Here is a 21,182-nt window from a genome sequence, read left to right as displayed (position 1 = left end):
TTTAAATTTTAATAAAAATAACGAAATTATAAAAGCTAAAAGATTATTTAAAGGATGAATGCAAATAACTTGTGGATGAATGTATACAAATTTGTGGACTATTTTTTAACCAAAAAGGTTAATATAGATTTTAATAAATTATACAAAATATAAGCTATTATAATGTATTTTTGTTTGTATATAGTTAGTTATTCATAATCCCTCTCAATTGCATGAGTTTTAGCGTCTGTAAGTTTATATCGTTTTTGTTGTGTTTTGTAAATATATTATATGGGCAAAGTAATGATGAAAAACAATTATCACTTGCTATAGATTCACTAAATTCTAACTCTAATTATGCTTATAAAACTTTATCACAAGTATTAAAACAAGATAATACTCCAGTTTTTAATGCTAAAGCAGAATTATTTTTAGGGAACTATTTTAATACTATTAACATTGTAGACTCTTCAATGTATTATACAAAAAGAGCATTATTGCATCTTAAAGACGAAGAACTAATCGCTAGAGCTTACCATATTATGGGCTTTTGCTATAAGAAGAAAGGAAAAGTAGACAATGCAATGGAGATGTTGTTTAAAAGCCTTAAAATTTCAAAAAAAAACGATTATAGAGAAATTACTTGTGATGTAAAATTAGATTTAGGAATTTTATATGCTATTAAAAAAAACTATTCTAGAGCAATAGAATATTATGATAAAAGTAAAACCATTGCAGAAGCAAATGGTTTTAAAGACAAAAGTATCAATGCTCAAGTACATAAAGCGATGTCTATTTCTAAGTTAGGAAAACCAAATCAGGCTATTACTATGTTGTTAAACAATTTAGAATCAGCTAAAAAAATATCTAGCTTAACTATACAGAAAAATATTTATAATAATTTAGTAGAAATATATAGCACTACTAAAAATTATAAATCGGCTAATACAGCATTGGTTAATTTTTATAAATTAAGAGACTCAATAACTAATGCAAAGCATAAAAATGAGATTACTGCTTTAGTGGCTAATTATGAAACAGTAAACGAAAAGAAAGATATATTAACTTTAAATGAAGCTCTAACAGATAATAATTCAGAAATAAAGCGGGAACGTTTGCATAAGAAAATTTTTCTTTATGGTTTTCTTATTATTCTAATTCCTACACTTGGTTTACTCTTTGTTTATGCACAAAAATTGAAAGTTAAAAATAAATATAATCAACAAAAAGAAGCTATTAACAAACAAAAGATTACTACTTTGTTAAAAGAGCATGAATTGACATTGGCAAATACTTATATGCTGGCTCAAAACCAAGTTCGTAGTAGGATAGGAAGAGAGTTGCACGATAGTATTGGTGGTAATTTAGCTGGTATAAAACTACAAATGGAAGGACGTGTACACGAATTACCTCTTTTAAAAGAATTCATTCCGCGTATAAACTATACTTATGAACAGGTAAGAGCTATTTCTCATAATTTAGTACAGAAAAAATTTAATAATACACAGTTTAGTAAATATCTTTCAGATTATATTGATACTATTTCAAAAGCTACAGAGACTGATATTTTATTTATTACACATCAAGTGGAAAAAATTAATACAATTGATGAAAATAAAAAGTCTGAAATCTTTAAAATTATACAGGAACTAATTAATAACACATTAAAACATGCCAAAGCAAAAGAGATAGAAATTTGTTTAAACGCATACCAAGATAAGATAGAAATTTTCTTTGAAGATGATGGTGTTGGTTTTAATACCCAAAAGCGAGTAAGTGGTATTGGGTTGCAAAATATTAAAGAACGATTATCTTTATTAAACGCTTCTATAGATATAGATTCTGTTATTAATAGAGGTACAGCTGTTAGAATAGAAATTCCATTAAAATGAGAAATAAAACACCATATAGATTAGTAATAGCCGATGATCATAAAATGTTTTTAGATGGTCTTATAAGTATTCTTTCTCAAAGATCTGATTATGAAATTGTATACACTGCAGATAGTGGTATGACTTTAAAGAAATATTTAGATATTAATACTAAAGAAAAAATAGATTTAGCAATCTTAGATATAAATATGCCAGAATTAGATGGTGTAGCATTAAATAAATATATTAAAAAAGAATACCCTAGTATAAAAACGTTGATTGTAAGCATGTCTGCAGAAACTCAAAAAATATATGAATTGACTACGCAAGAGGTTAATGGATATATTCCTAAAAATGCCAAGAAAGAAGAATTGTTATTGGCTATTGAGACCATTTTAAAGGGGACCAATTATTTTTCATCAAGCATAAAAGAAGCTTATACTAGAAGTATCTTTGAGAAAAAAGAAGAAGTTGCAATTACACTTAGTAAAAGAGAAAAAGAAATATTAGAACTTATTGCTAAAGAATATACAACACAAGAGATTGCAGAGGCGCTTTTTTTAAGTAAATATACTATTGAAGGGTATCGCAAGAGTCTAATCTCTAAATTAGAGGTAAAAAATGTGGTGGGATTGGCGAAGTATGCTATTAAATTAGGATTAGTGAAGTAAAAGGCTATTTTTTTATTCTAATGCTTTGAAATAAAAAGTTGTAGATTCTTTCTCAAAAAAATCGATAAATTATTTAAAATAAAGAAATTTATATTTTAATAATTTACTAAAAGCATGGTTCGTTTTTATTAAATAAACAATGCGGAAATCTAACATCTATTGAATCTTTTAGACTATATTCTTTAGTTTGAACAAGTTGACCTTTATTTGAATAGTATGACCATTTTCCAACTTTAAAATTTTTAGAAATACCTCCTTCTTCTTTAAGTACATAATTGGTTTTCGCGTTATTAAAATAATAGTCTTTCCAATAACCATTACCTTCATTAAAGGTTGTTGTGTAATTAGCTATAGTAAAAGAACCATTTAAGTTACCTTTTTCATCATATTTAAAAGTACGCCAATCTTTAAATATTTCTTTAGAACTATAATAGACTCCTTGAGGAAGTCCTTTTATTATGTAGATGTCTTCAGTATTCTTTTTGTCTTTATGGTATGTTATATAGATGTTATCTAGAACTATATTATTTTTTAGATCATATAGTTTTCCATTATTAATTTTATAGTTTTTTATAACACTTGAATATTTTTCGAAAGTTAAATCATCGTTGATATTATAGCTATCTGAAGCCCAATATAATATTGAATCCTTTGAACTTAATTGTTGTTGTTTATCTAAAACTTTTAGTTTTGGAGGCAGAGGCTTACTTGGATTTGTTTTACAACCAAATAGTACAATAAAACTAAAAAAAACGATTACAAATGTTTTCATTATTAGTGGTAATATGATTTAACTTCTTCTTTCATAATATCAGATTGCCATTTAAAAAATACTTTTTGATTTGATAAATCGTAATCCATAATGTTTTCAGTCATTTTTGGCGAAAATCTTAATATATTATTATTTGTTACAATAATTTCATCTTTTGCATTTTGCAGATTCCTTTCAGAGATTTTTATATTTTGATTTAATATTCTTATTGCTTCTCTTTTCTCTACTGGATTTGCATTATAGTATGCTTGGTTATCTCTTATATGTTTAACCCTTTCTGTTCTAGCATTTGCTAATTCCCTATTATATTTTACTACATCTGCTTGAGATTTTGTTAGTAAGTCTGCAGTTGTTAATGTAGCATCGTCTTCAAATGAATGCTCTAATCCTATATTATGACCAATTTCGTGTGCATAAGATGATAAATGGTCAATGTTATTTTTAAATATAATAATATGTTTACTGTCTATAGGAGTATTATAAGCAGCACCACCAGCTGTTGGCGATGAAAATGGCGTAATGTATAAGAAAATAGCATTTTTATTAACTAGAGCAGGATACATTAACTTAAATCTATCATTTATGTAGTTCATATACCTACCAGTATTCATAAGCATAGTAGATTGATTGGTTATCATTCCCGAATATTTAGGTTGATTAGAAGCATTAATTAGTGATTGTTTTCTAAAAACCCAATCTTTATCTTGATTATATATTAATTTTACTTTAATTAAAGATTGATTCATACTCTTCTGGTTTAAATAATCTTCTAATCCTTGAATGCCTCCAATTTTTGCTAATTCATTATCTATTACTGTTTTATCAAAATTAGAATCGTCTCTTAAATAGGATTTTATAACATATACTGTTGTTGTATAGTCTTTATAATCACTATTCTTGCATACTATAAGTTTACCAACTTCTACTTTTTGGCTATCTAACTTAGCAAATACTTTAATTTCTTCATCATTTTCAAAAACTCCTCCATCACTTTTTACATTTATTTTTTTTTGAGCTAAATAATAATCTTTGGTATTAGTACCTCCAAGGCTTTTAGTTTGTTTGCTGACTAGGAGATCTTTTAACATTAGTTTTTCTGGGACTATTTTCAAATATGGATTACTATTTTCAAAAAGTATTTCGGTATCATCAGTTACTAATGTTTCTAACTCTTCAATTTCTATATCTAAATCTATCCCATTGGTTTGAATGGATGCCGAATGTGTTGTGTTCGCTTCAGCTGTATTAGGAAACATAGTTAACCATGAGCTATAATAATCTTTACTATGAGCTGTTAGTTTTTTATATTTTGCTTTTAGCTCTGTAATGTTTTCACAAAGTTCTAAAGGCGCATTTAATGCATTACCACTATGGTCTTTTGCTACAGTTTTAATGGGGTATATATATTCATCTCTAAGCCAATCAAAACCATAAGTGCCATCATAGTCATAAGGGCGTCTAAAATGGACTAAAAATTTTTTCAGAATATTTGTCGGTGCAGGAGGAGCTAATACTAATTTTTCTTTGTTATTGCTAAAAGAACGTCCTGCAACTTCTATTTCCATTACTAATTCTCTATCTCTAGACATATTATTCTTTAGTTTTATTCCAATCTTCTTTTGTTTCTAGCGATTCTAATTTAGCTATACCATCATTTTGGACAGTTCCAGTATATGTTAATTGCACTTTATTACCATCTATCTTATTGCCATTGGTATCGTTTACTTTTATGCTTATAGATTCTCCTGGATCTATATTTTCTGTTTTTATAAACATAGTTGCCTTCTCACCATATTTAATTTCATTAATTTTTTCTTTTCCTGCTTCATCCATCCAGTAGCTTTCTACTACTTTTGGTGCCTTATCGTTACCAATCATAGCACCAGGAATGGTCATGGCAATTTCTTTAAATTCTTCTTTTGCACTACCAGCTGTATTTATTTGCATGGGCTGTATAATGGTTACTTTACCACCAGTAGCACACATACATTCTGAATCTTCGTATAAAAATTTTTTACTTCCGCCTAGTGTTGATGTTTTAGTGGTTTTTGTCCACTTTTGTAATGCGGGCATACATGGTAAATATCCACCATTAGTGGGTTTTAGTTTGCATTGTCCAAAAGTGGCTGGCACCTGTACATCCATATCTGTGGCTTTAAATTTGCCCTGGATTTTTACTTTTTGGTTTTGTGTTACCATTAATTTGGCTGGAACAAAACCTTGATTGCATTCTAACAATGCGCCATCTAATACATATATTTTACTACTCATCTTTTTCTAAATTAAAGGTTATGGTAGTTGTTTTTTTATAAAGGCCTTCAACATTAAAAGTATAATTTAACGTTCCTTGTGTTACTAAACCATATTCTGGTTTTATTTTGTAGATACCTTTATAGTCAAAGTCAAGCATATAGTTTTCACCAATATTAGATGGTAAACTACCAATAAAAGTGTTTAATTTTGATATTGGAAATTTTTCATTATTGCTATCCATTTCTGAATTTAATTGAATAGTAACATCGGTAAATGCTAAATCTTGTTTAATAATTTTTCTTTGTTCTATTATAGGAATGTTAATATTATTTACGCCATTTGCAATGGTTTTGGATTGATTATAAAGCTTTTTATTATCAAATTCGGCATAAAAAACATTGCTAAAAAAGAAATTGTAAAAATTATCTTCTAAAAAAACGCGTTGAATGTTTTCTTCTTTTAATTGCCAATCAAAATCGGCTATCATTTTTGATAGATCTGGAAAATCGTTTAAAAGCTCTGCTTTTATACCAGTCCATTTAGTTCTAATTTCGTTGGTGTTTACAACTTTATTAAGTTTAAAGTTTTTATCAACTTTAAATTTTAAAATATTATTAATAGTTGCTACTTTGATAGCTATTTTTTGAGCTTTGTTAAGTTTTCTAATAGCATTCAATTTTTCATTTAGCAGTACTCTTTTTTTTACCTCTAAATTATAATTTAAAAGTCCATCTTTATCCTTTCCATAAAAAGTGAAGTCAAATTCTAAACCTACTGCAGAATAAGATTTATGTTTAGCTTTTTCTATAGTATTTACTATTTCACTAGTATATGTACGGGTGATTCTTTCTCCATTGAGTTTAATTATTTGGGCAGTATGTGATGGAGCGTCTTGCATTACTTTGCTGTATTTATCCTGCTTGAGTTACCCGTTGACGATTACCATTTACTCGATTTGGTCCCATTCCAACACTACTATAATGTGACGAAAAATGAAAATAACGATTTCTTAAGGTTTTTAATAATAATTTATGTTCAGGATTATTATACGACATTTTTACACCATCATTAAATACATATTCATCTAAAATATCTTTAGTTGAAGCTAATTCTGGAGTTATAGCATAATCCCTAGTAATTTTACTCATTATTAAATTTACGTTTTTTTCAATTGAAAACTTTGCCATTATTTGTAATGGGATATAGCTATATCGATTACTTAATTTTTCTCTTGTACCTGTAAGCGTACCCCAAAAATTACTAACTGTTATTTCTCCAGGTAGAAACCATCCTTGTTCAATTAAGAAAAGTCTTTCTTGTTCTAGGTCATTAAGATTACTTAATGTATAATCTAGTCGTACTTCTTCATCTGCTTCATGTATATAGCCTCCGCCTATATCTGAATGCACTCCTGGTAAGAATTTTTCTATACCTCTGTTTCCTGTACTATTTATATTTGTTAATCTAAAATTAGCACGATGTTCATCATCTGCTGCTAATTGTAGCGTGTGTAATGACTTTTTTACAGCATTTAATTTTAATTCTGCTGTATTATTATCATGCGAAACTCCTAAAGATGCCACCGTATCAAATAATCCAGCAAATTGTATAACTAATCTTTTAACCTTAATGTCATTATCTTTTAGATTTTCACCTAAAGCACCATAATCTACTTCGTATTTAATGGTAGTAGTTGTTATTGGACCATATTGGCCAGATCCAGTTGTAATAACTTTTTTTACTTGCCCTTTTCTTTGTGTAACTTCATGAATAAAATTTCTAGCTGCAGCTGCACCTCTACTAAAACCGTAGGTTTGAATTGTTAAGGTGTTTATAGTTTTCTCACCAGTTCTTTTTATTTTGTCAACCACTTGTTCACATGCTTTTATTACTTTGCCGCGAATACCTGTAGATCCTGTACCTAAAGCTAAACCAAGGGTAGAATCTGAATTTCCATTTTCTGTTCCTTGCCCTTCCATGTATATAGAAAACTTCTTTTCTTTTTCTTCATCTACAGCTTCGTGAGCTGGTTCTATTCTAGAAATATTTGAGTGATCATTATCAAAACTACCAGTTTTATTTGGGCTCCATGGAGTTCCCCACCAAAAATCTCGATACTTAGCAACTAATTCTTTGTTATAAGGTTCTCCACGTTTCATTTTTTCATATTCTAAACGAATATTAGTGTTTTCTCTATTATTAGCTGTGCCATCAAAAAATACAGCAGCAGTTATATTAACACTTTCATCTGGTGTTAATTCTTCATATTCTGCGTTACCAACATGTACAGGAGCAGTTTGAACATTTACACCGCTTAGCATATTTTTACTTGCTTCTTGAGCACCACCTGATGAAGTTGCTGTTAATCCAATAGCCATTTGTTATATTTTAATTTGAAGTTTCATATATCTTTATCCTAGCTTTTTTTAAATGAATTGCTTTTAATTCGTTTTGTAGAATTACCGTTAGATCACTATTATATTTGTCAATTTCTAAAACTAATTCTGCTTGATTATGGTCAAGATCTTCAAATACCTTTTTAAAAGCCATAATTATTTCTTCTTCATCAAAATAGATTTTGGAACCAAACTCATTACCATTTTTATCAGTCCATTCCATTCTAATATGATCTGGAATAGGATAATCTTGGAATTGATTTAGTATTTCGTTAGATCCAATAGTATATATACTTTCTCCATTATAATACGTTATTCGTATTTCTTTTAATTCTCCTGTTTTCTTATACTTTATATTTGGTTTCCATTGATATCTTTTTCTGTAATTATCCCATTTTCCAAATGAAATATTATCTAAATCCATTTTAGCTTTTGTTTCTTCATTAAAATCTTCTGCTAATACTGAATTTAGATAGTCTTCCATAGAAATAATAGCAGAAGGAGCAAATTCTTCAATACTAACATTTGTTGCATCTCCTTTATATCTTGCAACTTCAATTGTCCATCCATTTCCTATGAGCCATACACATATAATTCCACCAGGTGCTATACCTACATTGATTTCACTATAGGTTTCTTTTTTGCCTAATCGATCTATATATCCATTTTGAAAAAGCTTTGTTATCTTTTCTTTTGGTAAGTTAAAGATGCCTTTATAAAACTTTTTTTCTAGATAAGAGACCCATGTTATTTCTAGTTTTGATGGAATTAATTTGAAATCATCACCGACTATATGTGTTGGTCCTGATTTTCCCCAACCTTGATGTAAGGTATGGCCAGAAGGGATATTAATACTTTCTCCATTCGAAAATATAAAACGACCTTTATGAATCTGTGCTGGATTGTATTTAGGTGCGCAAGCAGATGGTGTCCATTCGTATTTTTGCATTTCTGTTGTATTAATATTTTTTTTTTTATCAGATTTATTATTCTGACAAGACATTATTAATATGCTGTTTAATGTAATTGCTAATATTAGAAAAAGTCTATTAGAAATATGAAATTTATTCGCCATACTCAACAGTTTCAGAGCTTGCAATGGTAATTTTACCTCCAGCATTGGTTTTAATTTGCCCACTAGCATCGGTTGAAATCTCTTGGGCTTCTTGTTTGTATTCACTACTAATAACTTTAATTGTTTCTCCAATTTGGCGGTCTTCATTTGTAGCAGTTATAAAATAGTCTTCAGAAATAGCTTCGGTTTTATTTTTGCCTACTGAAACATCTAGGTTTTCTTCAACATTTATCTGCATATTTTTAGCATTTAATGTCATGTTTTCTCCTGCAGATATAGTAATGTCATTATTTGCAGTATCAATAAGGATTATATTATTATTCTTATCAGATATTGATATAAATTCTGCATCATTGGCATCGTTTAATTCAATTATGTGACCACTTCTGGTTTTAATTGCTTTGATGTCATTATTCTCATTTTTAAAAGCTCCTGCTTTAGCAGAGCCATTATATAAACTTCCCATTATGTATGGCACCTCGGCATTACGTCCTTCAAAACCAATTAAAACTTCTTCGTTAATTTCAGGAATAAAATGTAAACCTTTATCACTACCTGAATGCGGTGTTACAATTCTAAGCCACGGTGTTGTTTCTCCTAAAGGTTTTTGCCAAGGTAATTGCACTTTAATACGACCTATACCATCTGGATCTGCATTTTCCATAACAACAGCAGTTTGTGAATCACTTTTTGGAAATGCATTAAGATCTGTAAGTGGATAGGCATCTATCTTAGTAGAATTAGCTTCAAAAAAGTTTTCATACTCACCATTGTTAGAGTAGGAGTGTGTTACTTTAGTTACTCTATACGAGCTTTGATTAATTTTTATAACACCTGCTAGCATTACTCCAGGATTATCTGAAGAGCCACTAACTTTTACTTGATTGGTTTGTAAAGCCTTTTGTTGTAATTCTGCATAATTATCTAAACGATTTTTAGAATTAGAGTCGTCAGATAAATTAACCCATATTTTAGTTGGATTAGTATATATTTCATTTGAATTATCATTTACTACGCTAAAATTACCTTCACTAGAACTAGCTGTAGAAGATGACGATGTTTCATGCACATCGTTAGTTAAATAGTCGTTAGCGTAATAATCGAAATTTTGAGGTATTGGTGTTAGTGAGGTATTAAAATCTTGTAAATCTCTTCCAAGAATTAAATCTAATTCTTCACCACCGCTTTCTATACCAAATACAAGTTCTTCCCCATTATAGTATAACCATTCGCCATGTCTTGCAGCCATACGTTGCGCAAATGAAAAACAGCTTTCATTAGATTGCACAGTATACGTTAAAGGCTCTGAAAGCTTAGAATTACTAGTATTTATTTTTAGTTTAGAAGTATCATAGTTACTAAAGTTTTGCTCTATGATATCTACAAAACTCATGTCATTATATGACGTGTAATGTGGTCCATCATCAGCTATAATAGTTGGGCTTTTTGCTTTAATAATAACATAATCGCCTTCACTAGAATACATACCCTTTCTATAGCTTAAACCTGTTATTATACCTTTAAATTTTAACATACCATGAAAATTTATATCTGCGTAAGATTTTGTTTCTATGGTAATAATTGAGCCTAATAAATCTTCTATTTCCTGGCTATTGTCGTTACAAAACCGCTGAATAGTTTCTAGTAGGCAATGCAAGTCCATTGTATGATGTTGACCAATTTCCTGATGTAAGCTACAACTATTATAATATGGAAGTTCGTTTCCGTTAATATGTATGTGTGTTGTTGATAAAATTGCCATAGCTTGAAATTTTATAGGTTATTAGTTGTTTTCAACTGCAGGATTGGTATATGTGCTATCATCTAAATCAATAGATTCTACTGCCAAGACTAAGCTAGTAACCATTGGATTAGCACTATTACTTTCAAATGCTTCATTATAATTAATACAAAAAGCACCTGTAAATTTTAATGTTCGAGAGCTTGCCATAGCATCTCTCTTATAGAAAATGATTTCTCCGTCTTTTTGTTCGTATGCGCTAATGCTCCATCCAAAAAAGCCAGAATTACTAGTAGATTCTATTTGAACATATAAATGGTTAATTATTGGCATTCCAGAAGGTCTAGCCGAACCATGGTGAATTTGTTGTGCTACATCAAAAGAAAATGATAATACATTATACTCTTGGTCATCTATAGTTAATTTTGCTAAAAAAGACATGATTACGAAATATTAAAAATTTATTAATCTAATAGAAATAATATAATCTATGGAATGTATTTCGCTCCTTAGATTATTTATATGTTATTTACAAAAATGGGGGCCAATTAAACCCACTCGTTTATGTGTTCCACCTACTTTTAAATTTGCTTTAAATGACATAATAATAGAGATTTAATTAATTTACTATTTAATTATTTGAAAAAATAAAAGCTTAATAAGTAACACGTTTATTTAATCTTTATTTTACTTTATTAAAGTAGGTTATATTGAGGGTTTTAATCTCTAGGAAAGGAGCGACCTTTATATTTTATTAATCGTTTACTCTTTGGCAAACAATGATATCATTTTCTTTAATATTATTGGATACTACAGTTTTATCGTAATCAATGTGATTTAAATTCCCTAACCAATTTGGTTTGAAAAAGAAAATCCATTCTTGTGGTTGCATTGTTGTAGGATTTAAGTATTGTATAGTACTTTCTGGGTGCCTTTCATTATAATCATTTATAAAGAAATAAAACAATTTTCCAAAATCCATGTTTTCAGGCGCTTTGATGCGAAAGTTTGTAATTTCTTTATCATCTTCAGTTTTTTGAAATTCAAAACTAATTACAGCTGGATTAGTAAGTTCATGTTTTGTAGGGTCTTTTATACTATTATCTAAAGGGAAAATCCATTTTTTGTATACAGAAACAGGAATGTTATATGCAAATTGATATAATTTATTGAATAAAAATGGTATTAAAAAGCAAATACTAGAACCAAGAAAAAGAAGACTAAAATCTGGTCTAAACCTATTTACGACGTTCATGTATGCAATTAATCCTACACATAAAATGACTATTGTAAATAAAAACTCATGAAAAAATTTAGACTTATCTTTTGTTAAGTCTGGAAAATATTTTTCTATAACATATAAATGAATAATACCTAAAATAATAAAGACAACTTGTATAGCTATAAAACTATTTAAAGGGGTATTGTTTAAAACAAAACTAGAACTTAGAAGAGCAGCAAACGCAAATGTAACAAGTGTAAATAGTATGTATAGAATTGCGGCTTTTTTATTTTTAGTAAAAACAGCTCTTATTTTTTTTATGAGCCCAAAAATAATAGAGCTAATCAAAAACATGCCTAAACTTACTTTAAACATGTTTCCGTTCATTATGTTCGTTACTGCATTCATTATTTTCTATTAATTATATTACTGTAGACAACCCAATTATTGGTTCTTTTTCTTTATTTAATAAAAAGCCATCTACATGGTTAACATTAAAAGTTGTTTTTATATCAGCTTCTAATGGGAAAAAGTAGTCATAAAACACATTAATGAATTTTAAAACACCATCTTTTTTAATATAATCTTCTATGCTATCCTCTCGAATGGGACCAATTTCAACCTGGTAGAGTGGTTGAGAAATAGTATCGTAGTCATTGGTTAGCGTAAAATTTATTCCTAGATAATTATTATCCTCTATTATATTACGATAATTAATAACATTTGGACTATATGTTTTTGTGATTTTTACTTTTTTATTGATTATATTTTCTAAACACAGTGTTGTCAATTCTAAATCTCCTGCTATTTTATAACTATATGGTAATAATTTTAATAGCTTTAATAAGTATTTCTTTGATATTGATTTGTCAACTTTCCAAAAATTAATTAAAAAATCATCATCTAAGTTTAGAAAGTCGTTTAATAAACTTTGCTCGTTATTCTCAATATTTAATTTTTGATTAAAAAACTCATTTTCAATAGGAGAAAAAAAGTGTCTTGCTTCTTTTTCTTCTTTCTTATATCTTTTTCTTAATTCTGGGTAGCCTATTTTTCCTTTACTAGTATCTTTTGAATGAAATAAACCTTCTGGTAAATTATCATACAGACCATTACGACTTAAGTTTAAATTAAGTAAGCCATCTTCAATATTACCTATGTCTAGAATATCTCTTCTATGTGAGCGTCTAAATGAACTTTTATTTTTTATTACAATATCATTATTTGTGATATTAGAATTTTTTTGTAATTCACTAATAATTACTTCAGCCTTTACATTCTCATATACCGATATGAGTTCTTCAAGTATGTTTTCTAACTCTGCTGTAGCAACCATTATTATACTTAATTATTTAGTTTTTAGATCTTTTACCAGAAGCTACATACATTTTCTTCCATAAAGGTTCGTCTAGATTACTTATTGCAACACCTTTTGTTGATTTAGAAGAGTGGACAAAATAATTATTAGCTAAATACATGCCAACATGGGTTATATCTTTAGTTTCATCTCCTGTTTCATTAAAAAATATTAAGTTTCCTTCTTGTAAATATTCTTTTCTACGAAAATGCTCTGTGTTTTCAGATAGATATTGAGTATCTGCAGTACGTTCTATATATATATTAAATGCAGAAGCACTAAACATTAGGGTAATTGCAGAGCAATCTATCCCTTTTTTTGTAGAACCTCCTAGAAGATAAGGCACACCATTCCATTCTTCTACAAGCTCGTAGAGTTTAGTGTTAGTTATAGACTCAGGACTTACATTTAAAATTTCGCTATACTTTTTTTGTAATGGCGTAATTATATTTTCTTCAGGTACATCTTCAACTATAACAGGTTCTGGTTCATCATCATAACCGTTTTTCTTCTTTTGCTTAAGTAATTTCTTTTTATTCTTTTCTAGCAGTTTATCTCTTTTTTCTTTTTCTTTTTGTGCGTTGGCAATTGTCTTTTCTCTTTCTTTACGTATTTTTTTCTCTATTTTTTCTTGTTCTTTTGACGCTTTTTCACGTCTTTTTCGTTCTTTTTTATTTGGATTAATGATAATACTATTGGAATTAATCTTTTTACCACTAGAATTGGTCATTGCTATACTTTTTCCTAAAGCTACATCAATTAAAAAATAACCAGTTACATAACCTTCTTTTGTAATTGTAACAACATGTTCTCCATCAGGTATTTTTTCAGTAAAAGTGAAAGATCCATTCGAATCTGTAGTTTGAGCTATAGCTGTTCCTTCAATTTCTACAATAGCATCGTTAACAAACATGGTTTCATCATTTTCTGTAACAACCCCTTTAAATGAGCTTTGGGAATATGTTTGAAAGCTTATTAGTAAGATTAAAAATGGGGCTAATGTCTTTAGCATAATTTAGAGTTCTTTTTATTAATATTTGTAGGTTTAATTTATTAACCTTTGTTTAAAAAATTTGATAAAATAAAAGTAGTAAATAAATTTATATTCGGGGCTATTATTCTATAAGATGTAAAAAATTCCGATTACCATGTTTTTTGTTTCAAATTTTCAAAAAAAATGATAGGTAAAATCACGGTTATATAATTATTATTATATCTTTATCCTAAGACATATTTTTATGATTAAACGCTATTACGAATTACCATTAAAACCATCAAATTTTTTTTCAAAAAAAGAGCACGATACTTGTGATATAAAACAATCTATAGCGCATTACATTCATTTAATAAACACCTCTTCTTTTGGAGAATGTGGATTTGATGAAACTTTTGGATGTTCAATATGGGAATTAGATTTTGATAATTTAAAGAGTTCCAATAAGCTTAGAACTTTGGTAAAAACATCTTTAGAAGACTCTTTGAAAAATCATGAAAAAAGACTAACAAATATTGTTGTAGAAACTAAAATTAAGCAGGAAGAAATTTTAAACAATGAAACTTTAAATAGAATAAAAAAAAGAGTGGATATTGTAGTTAAAGCTAGGGTGAAAAAAACTAATGAAGATTTTAAATATATAGAGTTCTTTTATATTGGTCCATTATCTTATTATTAAATATGTTATTATAAAATGAAAACAGAATCTTTTGAACATATAAAGAACCGTATGATTAAAAAAGCAGCTTCTATATGGGGAGTTGCATCAAATGAGATTGAAACTTCTTTTGATCCTATAATTTCTCTATTAATATCTGCATGTGCTTCTGAGATATTAAAAATAGAAGCAGAGTTAAACGAATCTCAAAATAGAGTTACAGAAAAGTTAGTACAACTAATGACTCCTGAAACAGCTATAGGTTCTAAACCCGCGCATGCAATTTTACATGCAAATACAGTTGATGAATTTGTAACGATAAAACCAGAATATCAATTTTATTATAAAAAAAGGACAGAGGATAAAAAAGCAACTCAAAAACTGAAAAACATATTTTTTTCATCAATTCAAGACTTTAAAATTGTTAATGCCAATATAAAATATATCGCATGTGGAAATTCATGTGCATTTATAGAAGAAAAAAAGGAAAAAGAACAACTAACTAAAGCTTCTTCTAAAGCAGAGCTGCCTCCTTCAACAATATATTTAGGTATTGAAACTAATTTGGAATCTTTATCATTACAAGATGTTTCTTTTTACTTTGAATTAGATGACATAGAAAACAGAGAGATTTTTTATCATTATTTAAAACATTCAAAATGGTATGTAAATAATAAAGAAATTGCAATATCTGAAGGATTTTACAATAGTGATAAATTAAATAAAATTAATTTAAAATCAATTTTTAAAGAGGTATCTCGTAATACTCAAAATATTAATACTCAAACTTTAAATTACTATAAAAAACATTTTATAACTGTTAACTCTAAAAGGAATATATGTGACTCTAGTTATAGTGATTTAGATGATTTTATAGCTGCTAATCAATTAGAAATTCAACCTAATATAACATGGGTTAAAGTAGAATTCCCTAGAGTTCTTAGTAATGCTATTTTACAAAATGTATTTTGTTCTTTAAATGCTTTTCCTGTATTAAATCGTGAAATCAATTCGTTTTCATACCAGATAAGGAATTACATAAACATTCTTCCTATTAAAACTGAAGATTATTTTCTTGATGTAAAATCAATAGTCAATACAAATGGAGATGTTTATTTGCCAAAACTTAAAGATGTTTTAAACACGGGAAAAGGAAATTATACAGTAAGAGGTAATAATATTGGTAAATTAGATCAAAGAAGCTCAAAAGAATATTTAATACATTTAATAGAGTTGCTTAAAGATGAAAGTGCTTCATTTTCATTTTTAAATAATGATTTTTTACATGGAAACTTAAAAAAGCTTAATCAATTAATTTCATTATTAGAAAAAAAGGTAGCTTCCTCTACAGATAAACTTATAGAAACTAATTACATTACATTAGAGCCTTACAGTAAAAAAGAAAACTTGCTTGTAGATTATTGGACAACTAATGGTGAAGAAGCAAATAATATAAAGTCTGGAAGTGATATAGATGTATATAAAGCTATAGGAATTAAGCAAAAAGGTAGCTATTTAATGACTACTACTTTTGATGGTAGAAATAGCCTTAATATGGACGAAAGATTAAATTCCTATAGAAGATCTTTACTGTCTAGAGATAGGATTGTTACCAAAGAGGATATTAAAGCGTTATGCTACGAACTCTACAATAATAAAATTGCTGGAGTAGAAATAAAAAAGGGCTATATAAATAATATAGACCTTCATAAAGGAATGATACAATGTATTGAAATAGAATTAGAACCTAATAAAAAAATAAAATTAGAGCAAAACGAATGGGATTCTCTTAATAGTAATCTACTTTTGCTTTTGGAAAAAAAATCAGTAAATATATTTCCATATAAAATAAAAATATTAAATTAATGTCTTAATTTTAAGGCATTGAAACTTTTAATACTAATGTCATGACTAAATATAGCAACGCATCTAATCATATTGATAAATCTGTTATTTATGTCTTTTTAGCCGTATTTCTAATATCGGTATCTGTTTTTGCATATAGATATTCTATCTATTCTCCTTGTAAAGATGTTAATTTTGCAATAAATACAAAGGAGCGTACAGTTGAAACCCTTATTAAATTTGAAGACCTTACAGAACAAGCTCAAACGTGGCAATGGGATTTTGGGGATGATACACCAAAGTCTAGCCAAAAAACACCGTTTCATATATATAAAGAACCAGGTGAGTATACTGTTAAATTATTAGTGAATAATATATGTGAAAGAACAGAAGTTATAACTATAGAACAGAAAGAAGAAGTAATAGATTCAACAAAATATCCAGTTTTTAATGTTCAAAAAACAATTAAAGTAGGGCAGAAGTTAATTGTAAAAGACGAAACAGATAATGCCTCAACATGGGAATGGCGATTTGGAGAAAATGCAGGCGTAGATGCAACTTCTAAAAATGCTAGTTACATATACGAAAAACCAGGGTTAAAATCCATAACGCTAATTGTAAACGGTGATGAAAACTTTATCACTAAAAAAATTATAGATGTAATTCCTATTAAGGAAGTTAAGGAAGATATTTTAGATAAGCCTAAAGTGTTTGTAAAGCCTAGAGTAGTAATAAAAGACAAACCAGATATAGTAATAAAGGATAAGCCTGATGGAGCAGAAAAAATCAAAAAAATACCGTATATAAGTGAGAGTGATTTTTCTAAAAAATTAATGAGGGTAGCAAAAGAAGAAATGAGTGCAAAACAATTTTCAGAGTATTTTTGTGGAGACATTAATAAACCTATTATTGTTAATGGTAAAAACACTACTTTTTTGTTGTTTTGCGAGAAGATTTCAGGTAAAAAACGAACAAAAATTAAAAAACTACAAATTTTTAGAAGCAACAAAGGTTCTAATTGTATAACAAATGTTACCATAGATTGTAAGATACCAGGACTTTTTAATGATTAAGATATAATGAAATCACAAAATAAACATAGAGTAAACTGGATAGATGGAATGAAGATTAATAAAGATCACTTTATTGATTTTGAAGAATCTATGATTTATGCTATTAAAAATTCGGAACAAAAACAAGTAACTCCAATAAGCTATGGCTTATTACCTGAGTTTTCCGAGCAAGGAAGTTCGATAGATTTACTTATTTCTATAGATGGACAAAATACAATAGAAGTAATACTTAATAAATGCCATGCAATAACACTTGGTGGTTATCAAATAAATATATCTGAAGAAACAAAACCGCTTTTAGAACAATCTGGTTATATTTTAAAGCATCAATATGCTATTGGTACAGAGGATAATGAGTTTTATGTAATACTAACTGTAAACCCTTATAAAAGAGTTCCTGTTGGTAATGCAGATCCCAATGAAGAACCTCCAAGACATCCAAATGTATTACCAGAATATAAACTTGATATTCTAACTAAAGCAGAAGTATCTAAACAAGAATTAGGATTGCACCATATTACCATTGGTAAAGTTGTAGTAAAAGATGGTGTCCCTCTATTAATAGAAAATTTTATTCCGCCTTGTAAATCGATTCAAAGTCATGCCGATTTAAAGTTTACATTTAATGAAATTGTAACCTTTTTTAATTTGATGGAATCGTATGCTATGCATATTATTCAAAAGATATATCAAAAAAAGCAAGCCAACGATTTGTCACATATGGTTTTGCATATATGTCAAAGAGTTTTGGAAAACTTAAATAGAAGTATTCCAGAATTTAGAATGCAAGACAAGTACCAACCACCAATAGTGATGATTAATAAATTATCTGGTTTGGCACGAGTTATAAAAAGTAGTTTAGATGTATATGTTGGTACAGGTAAAGAAGAATTATTAAATTATCTTACCGATTGGTGTGACCTTAACCAAGGTGCATTTGAGAATGTGTTAATAGAGATGTTAGAAATTAAATATGAACATACAGATATTAATGAGGCTTTATTAAAAGTATCTTCTTTTTCAAAACTAATGCTATCTTTATTTAAAAAATTAAATGAGCTAGATTATATTGGTAAGAAAGAAGATTCAAATATCTTTGTTAAAGAAGAAGTAGTTGATAACGTAGAAGTAAAAAATAGAAGAAGCTTTTTACTTGATTAAATAATAAATAAACAATAATTAAATTATGAAACCAAAGAATAGCAAAGAAAGACGTAGCGCGTTTTTTAAGTTTTTAGCACTTTTTGTAATCACAATGTTAGCCATACTTTTTGCTGTTTACTTTAATTTTAAAGTACCAAATAAAGAAAACGACTTATTAAAAGCTCAAGTTAAAGCAGTAGAAAAAGAAATGGAATTTCAAAAGAATTTCTCTGAACAGATGGAAACTATTAAAGGGATGATAGATTCTTTAGATGTTCCAGGACAGAATTTGCCACATGAAAACTCTAAAATAAGTAATAAGTTAGTTGAATTACAAAAATCGATTCCTACAAAAGATTCTACTTTTAGATATGATATGTATACTAATATAGTTAATACTTTTTCTAATTTACAACAATCGGAAATAGAGTTAATTGATTTAAATGATGCTAAGAATACCATTGAAGAATATAAAATGGCATTAGAAAAATCTAATAACGAATTAGATCAAGTAAAAAGAGATTTATTTATTGCAAGAAAACAATAAATATATCTACATAAAATAATCTAAACCTTTCAAAAGTTCAAATTTTGAAAGGTTTTTTATTGCAATGTATTTTGTACCTTTAAGTATTAATAACTCTTTATATGTTAGTACTTCTAGACAATGGGCATGGCTCTCTAATTAATGGAGAATATCAAACACCAGGAAAACGTAAAGACTGGAATGATAAAGGTATTATATACGAAGGCGAATTTAATAGAGCAATAGTAAATGGAATTATACAGCAACTTACATTTTATAAAATACCATATGTAAATATAGCTCCAGAATATAGAGATGTACGTTTAGAGACTCGCGTAAAAAGAGCTAATAAATATCCAGCTAGTAAAAGTTTTTATTTAAGTGTACATAGTAATGCTGGTGGAGGTCATGGAAGTGAAATATTTACTTCTCCTGGAGATACTAAAAGTGATAAGATTGCTACCATATTTGGACTAGAATATAAAAAGGAGTTTCCAAATAGAAAATTAAGAACAGATTTTTCAGATGGTGATTTAGATAAAGAACGTCGTTTTTATGTGCTTACAAAAACAAAGATGCCAGCTATACTTACAGAAAATTTCTTTATGGATAATTTTGAAGAATTTAAAGATATATTAAACACTAGAGAAGGTAGACAAAAAATAGTAGCGTACCATATAAATGCTATTGTTAGAACTAAAATTGACATTTTTAAGGAAATTGCACCTCTAAATTTTTTGCCTTAGTTTTAAGCATAAGAATCATCTTAATAATAGCTAATAACTAATTTTTTTAATTCAAAAACACTTTCGATAATATAAAGGGCTAAGATTATTGATGCAGTCTTAGCCCTCTTTTGTTTAAATATTAGTTTCTTACTTTAGAAATTGTTCTTTCTATTACAATCTCAATTTCTAATTCTTCTTCTACAGGATTCTGTGAAGAACCATTAATTTCTGGAGTCCATTCAAAAAAGACACTTCCAATTGCAGAGTATTGAATTTTTATCGTTTTTTTAGTAGCTTTAAATTTAACATCTTCTGAAACCCCAAAATAATCTCCTGGGACTTTAATGCCTGCATCAACAATATCCTTAATTTTTAGATTAATATTTGTTCCTTGGTTTTTTTGCGATTCTACTTTTCTTTTAAAATTCCCTGAATATTCTTCAGGGACAAGTGTTTTTATTTTCTTAAAACTAGATTTTTTTATCAAATAAGAAATTGATGCATTTGAGTAAGTTATTTTACCTTTTGTTGACTTATGATCCAGATCAAAATCTTCAGTATCAAAGCTAGAAGAACTATAGTCTGTTTTTTTTCTATCTAGCGATTTTTTTATCCAATTTGATAAGTTTAACCACCAAAAGTGTTCATATATATCATCTGCTCTTACATCATATTGTGATTTTAATTTCGTATTTATATTTTTTAAAAACGTTTTACTGTCAATAGAAATTTTAAATAATTTTTCATTTGCTGATAATTCAGGAGCGATATCTACATAATCAGATCTTTTACTGATTTCTCTAGTTGGATCTGGCTTTGTTTTTTCACCTCCATAATTGTTTTTGGGCAAAGCATATGCTTCTTTTAGATATTTCATG

Annotated in this window: 20 protein-coding genes; 8 read left to right on the top strand and 12 right to left on the bottom strand. The window is 28.1% G+C overall.

Annotated features, from left to right (window positions below; translation table 11 throughout):
- Positions 1-212: 212 nt before the first annotated feature.
- Positions 213-1,871: a tetratricopeptide repeat-containing sensor histidine kinase gene (locus Q0997_RS09900; RefSeq protein WP_299888193.1), complete on the top strand. Its 1,659-nt coding sequence runs from the start codon at positions 213-215 to the stop codon at positions 1,869-1,871.
- Positions 1,868-2,521 carry a response regulator transcription factor gene (locus tag Q0997_RS09895; protein ID WP_299888190.1) on the top strand — a complete coding sequence of 218 codons (654 nt, stop codon included), beginning with the start codon at positions 1,868-1,870 and terminating at the stop codon, positions 2,519-2,521. The genes Q0997_RS09900 and Q0997_RS09895 overlap by 4 nt, the downstream gene beginning before the upstream one ends.
- A gap of 106 nt (positions 2,522-2,627) precedes the next feature.
- Here the strand turns inward: Q0997_RS09895 and Q0997_RS09890 are convergent, their stop codons facing one another.
- The 11 genes from Q0997_RS09890 to Q0997_RS09840 form a co-directional block, all read right to left on the bottom strand.
- Positions 2,628-3,293 carry a hypothetical protein gene (locus Q0997_RS09890; RefSeq protein WP_299888187.1) on the bottom strand — a complete coding sequence of 222 codons (666 nt, stop codon included), beginning with the start codon at positions 3,291-3,293 and terminating at the stop codon, positions 2,628-2,630.
- Between the two features lie 2 nt (positions 3,294-3,295).
- Positions 3,296-4,882: a matrixin family metalloprotease gene (locus Q0997_RS09885; RefSeq protein ID WP_299888184.1), complete on the bottom strand. Its 1,587-nt coding sequence runs from the start codon at positions 4,880-4,882 to the stop codon at positions 3,296-3,298.
- A 1-nt stretch (position 4,883) separates the two neighbouring features.
- Positions 4,884-5,564, bottom strand: a complete 681-nt coding sequence (locus Q0997_RS09880; protein WP_299888181.1) for a PAAR-like protein — start codon at positions 5,562-5,564, stop codon at positions 4,884-4,886.
- The gene (locus tag Q0997_RS09875) at positions 5,557-6,444 is read right to left on the bottom strand and encodes a hypothetical protein (protein WP_299888178.1); all 888 of its coding nucleotides are present in this window, start codon (positions 6,442-6,444) and stop codon (positions 5,557-5,559) included. Before Q0997_RS09875 ends, Q0997_RS09880 begins: the two co-directional genes overlap by 8 nt.
- A 13-nt stretch (positions 6,445-6,457) precedes the next feature.
- Entirely contained in the window at positions 6,458-7,924 is a 1,467-nt protein-coding gene (locus Q0997_RS09870; RefSeq protein WP_299888175.1) for a DUF2235 domain-containing protein, read from the bottom strand.
- Between the two features lie 10 nt (positions 7,925-7,934).
- Positions 7,935-9,017 carry a DUF2931 family protein gene (locus Q0997_RS09865; RefSeq protein WP_299888172.1) on the bottom strand — a complete coding sequence of 361 codons (1,083 nt, stop codon included), beginning with the start codon at positions 9,015-9,017 and terminating at the stop codon, positions 7,935-7,937.
- Entirely contained in the window at positions 9,007-10,779 is a 1,773-nt protein-coding gene (locus Q0997_RS09860; protein WP_299888169.1) for a phage baseplate assembly protein V, read from the bottom strand. The genes Q0997_RS09865 and Q0997_RS09860 overlap by 11 nt, the downstream gene beginning before the upstream one ends.
- Positions 10,780-10,800: 21 nt before the next feature.
- The gene (gene tssD, locus Q0997_RS09855; protein ID WP_299888166.1) at positions 10,801-11,199 is read right to left on the bottom strand and encodes a type VI secretion system tube protein TssD; all 399 of its coding nucleotides are present in this window, start codon (positions 11,197-11,199) and stop codon (positions 10,801-10,803) included.
- Between the two features lie 313 nt (positions 11,200-11,512).
- Positions 11,513-12,388, bottom strand: coding sequence for a TssN family type VI secretion system protein (locus Q0997_RS09850; RefSeq protein ID WP_299888164.1), 876 nt, complete (start codon positions 12,386-12,388; stop codon positions 11,513-11,515).
- A 13-nt stretch (positions 12,389-12,401) separates the two neighbouring features.
- Entirely contained in the window at positions 12,402-13,316 is a 915-nt protein-coding gene (locus Q0997_RS09845) for a hypothetical protein (protein ID WP_299888161.1), read from the bottom strand.
- Positions 13,317-13,332: 16 nt separating this feature from the next.
- A complete protein-coding gene (locus Q0997_RS09840; protein ID WP_299888158.1) occupies positions 13,333-14,349 on the bottom strand; it encodes an NlpC/P60 family protein in 1,017 nt (338 codons plus the stop codon).
- Between the two features lie 226 nt (positions 14,350-14,575).
- Here Q0997_RS09840 and Q0997_RS09835 point away from each other — a divergent pair, with 226 nt between their 5' ends.
- The 6 genes from Q0997_RS09835 to Q0997_RS09810 all read left to right on the top strand — a co-directional run bounded on the left by Q0997_RS09835 (position 14,576) and on the right by Q0997_RS09810 (position 20,322).
- Positions 14,576-15,010 carry a GPW/gp25 family protein gene (locus Q0997_RS09835; RefSeq protein WP_299888155.1) on the top strand — a complete coding sequence of 145 codons (435 nt, stop codon included), beginning with the start codon at positions 14,576-14,578 and terminating at the stop codon, positions 15,008-15,010.
- A gap of 15 nt (positions 15,011-15,025) precedes the next feature.
- Complete coding sequence (locus tag Q0997_RS09830) at positions 15,026-16,855, top strand: type VI secretion system baseplate subunit TssF (protein ID WP_299888152.1); 1,830 nt, start codon at positions 15,026-15,028, stop codon at positions 16,853-16,855.
- A 41-nt stretch (positions 16,856-16,896) separates the two neighbouring features.
- Positions 16,897-17,907, top strand: a complete 1,011-nt coding sequence (locus Q0997_RS09825; protein ID WP_299888149.1) for a PKD domain-containing protein — start codon at positions 16,897-16,899, stop codon at positions 17,905-17,907.
- A gap of 6 nt (positions 17,908-17,913) precedes the next feature.
- Complete coding sequence (locus tag Q0997_RS09820; RefSeq protein WP_299888146.1) at positions 17,914-19,068, top strand: hypothetical protein; 1,155 nt, start codon at positions 17,914-17,916, stop codon at positions 19,066-19,068.
- A 25-nt stretch (positions 19,069-19,093) separates the two neighbouring features.
- Positions 19,094-19,597, top strand: a complete 504-nt coding sequence (locus tag Q0997_RS09815) for a type VI secretion system transmembrane protein TssO (RefSeq protein ID WP_299888143.1) — start codon at positions 19,094-19,096, stop codon at positions 19,595-19,597.
- A gap of 101 nt (positions 19,598-19,698) precedes the next feature.
- Positions 19,699-20,322, top strand: a complete 624-nt coding sequence (locus tag Q0997_RS09810) for an N-acetylmuramoyl-L-alanine amidase (protein WP_299888140.1) — start codon at positions 19,699-19,701, stop codon at positions 20,320-20,322.
- A gap of 121 nt (positions 20,323-20,443) precedes the next feature.
- Here the strand turns inward: Q0997_RS09810 and Q0997_RS09805 are convergent, their stop codons facing one another.
- Positions 20,444-21,181 carry a hypothetical protein gene (locus Q0997_RS09805; protein WP_299888137.1) on the bottom strand — a complete coding sequence of 246 codons (738 nt, stop codon included), beginning with the start codon at positions 21,179-21,181 and terminating at the stop codon, positions 20,444-20,446.
- Position 21,182: the final 1 nt, after the last annotated feature.

The sequence above is a fragment of the uncultured Lacinutrix sp. genome (assembly GCF_947500325.1).
GTDB lineage: Bacteria > Bacteroidota > Bacteroidia > Flavobacteriales > Flavobacteriaceae > Lacinutrix.
Note: the sequence above shows the minus strand (reverse complement) of the source record. Positions and strands in the feature narration are given on the sequence as shown.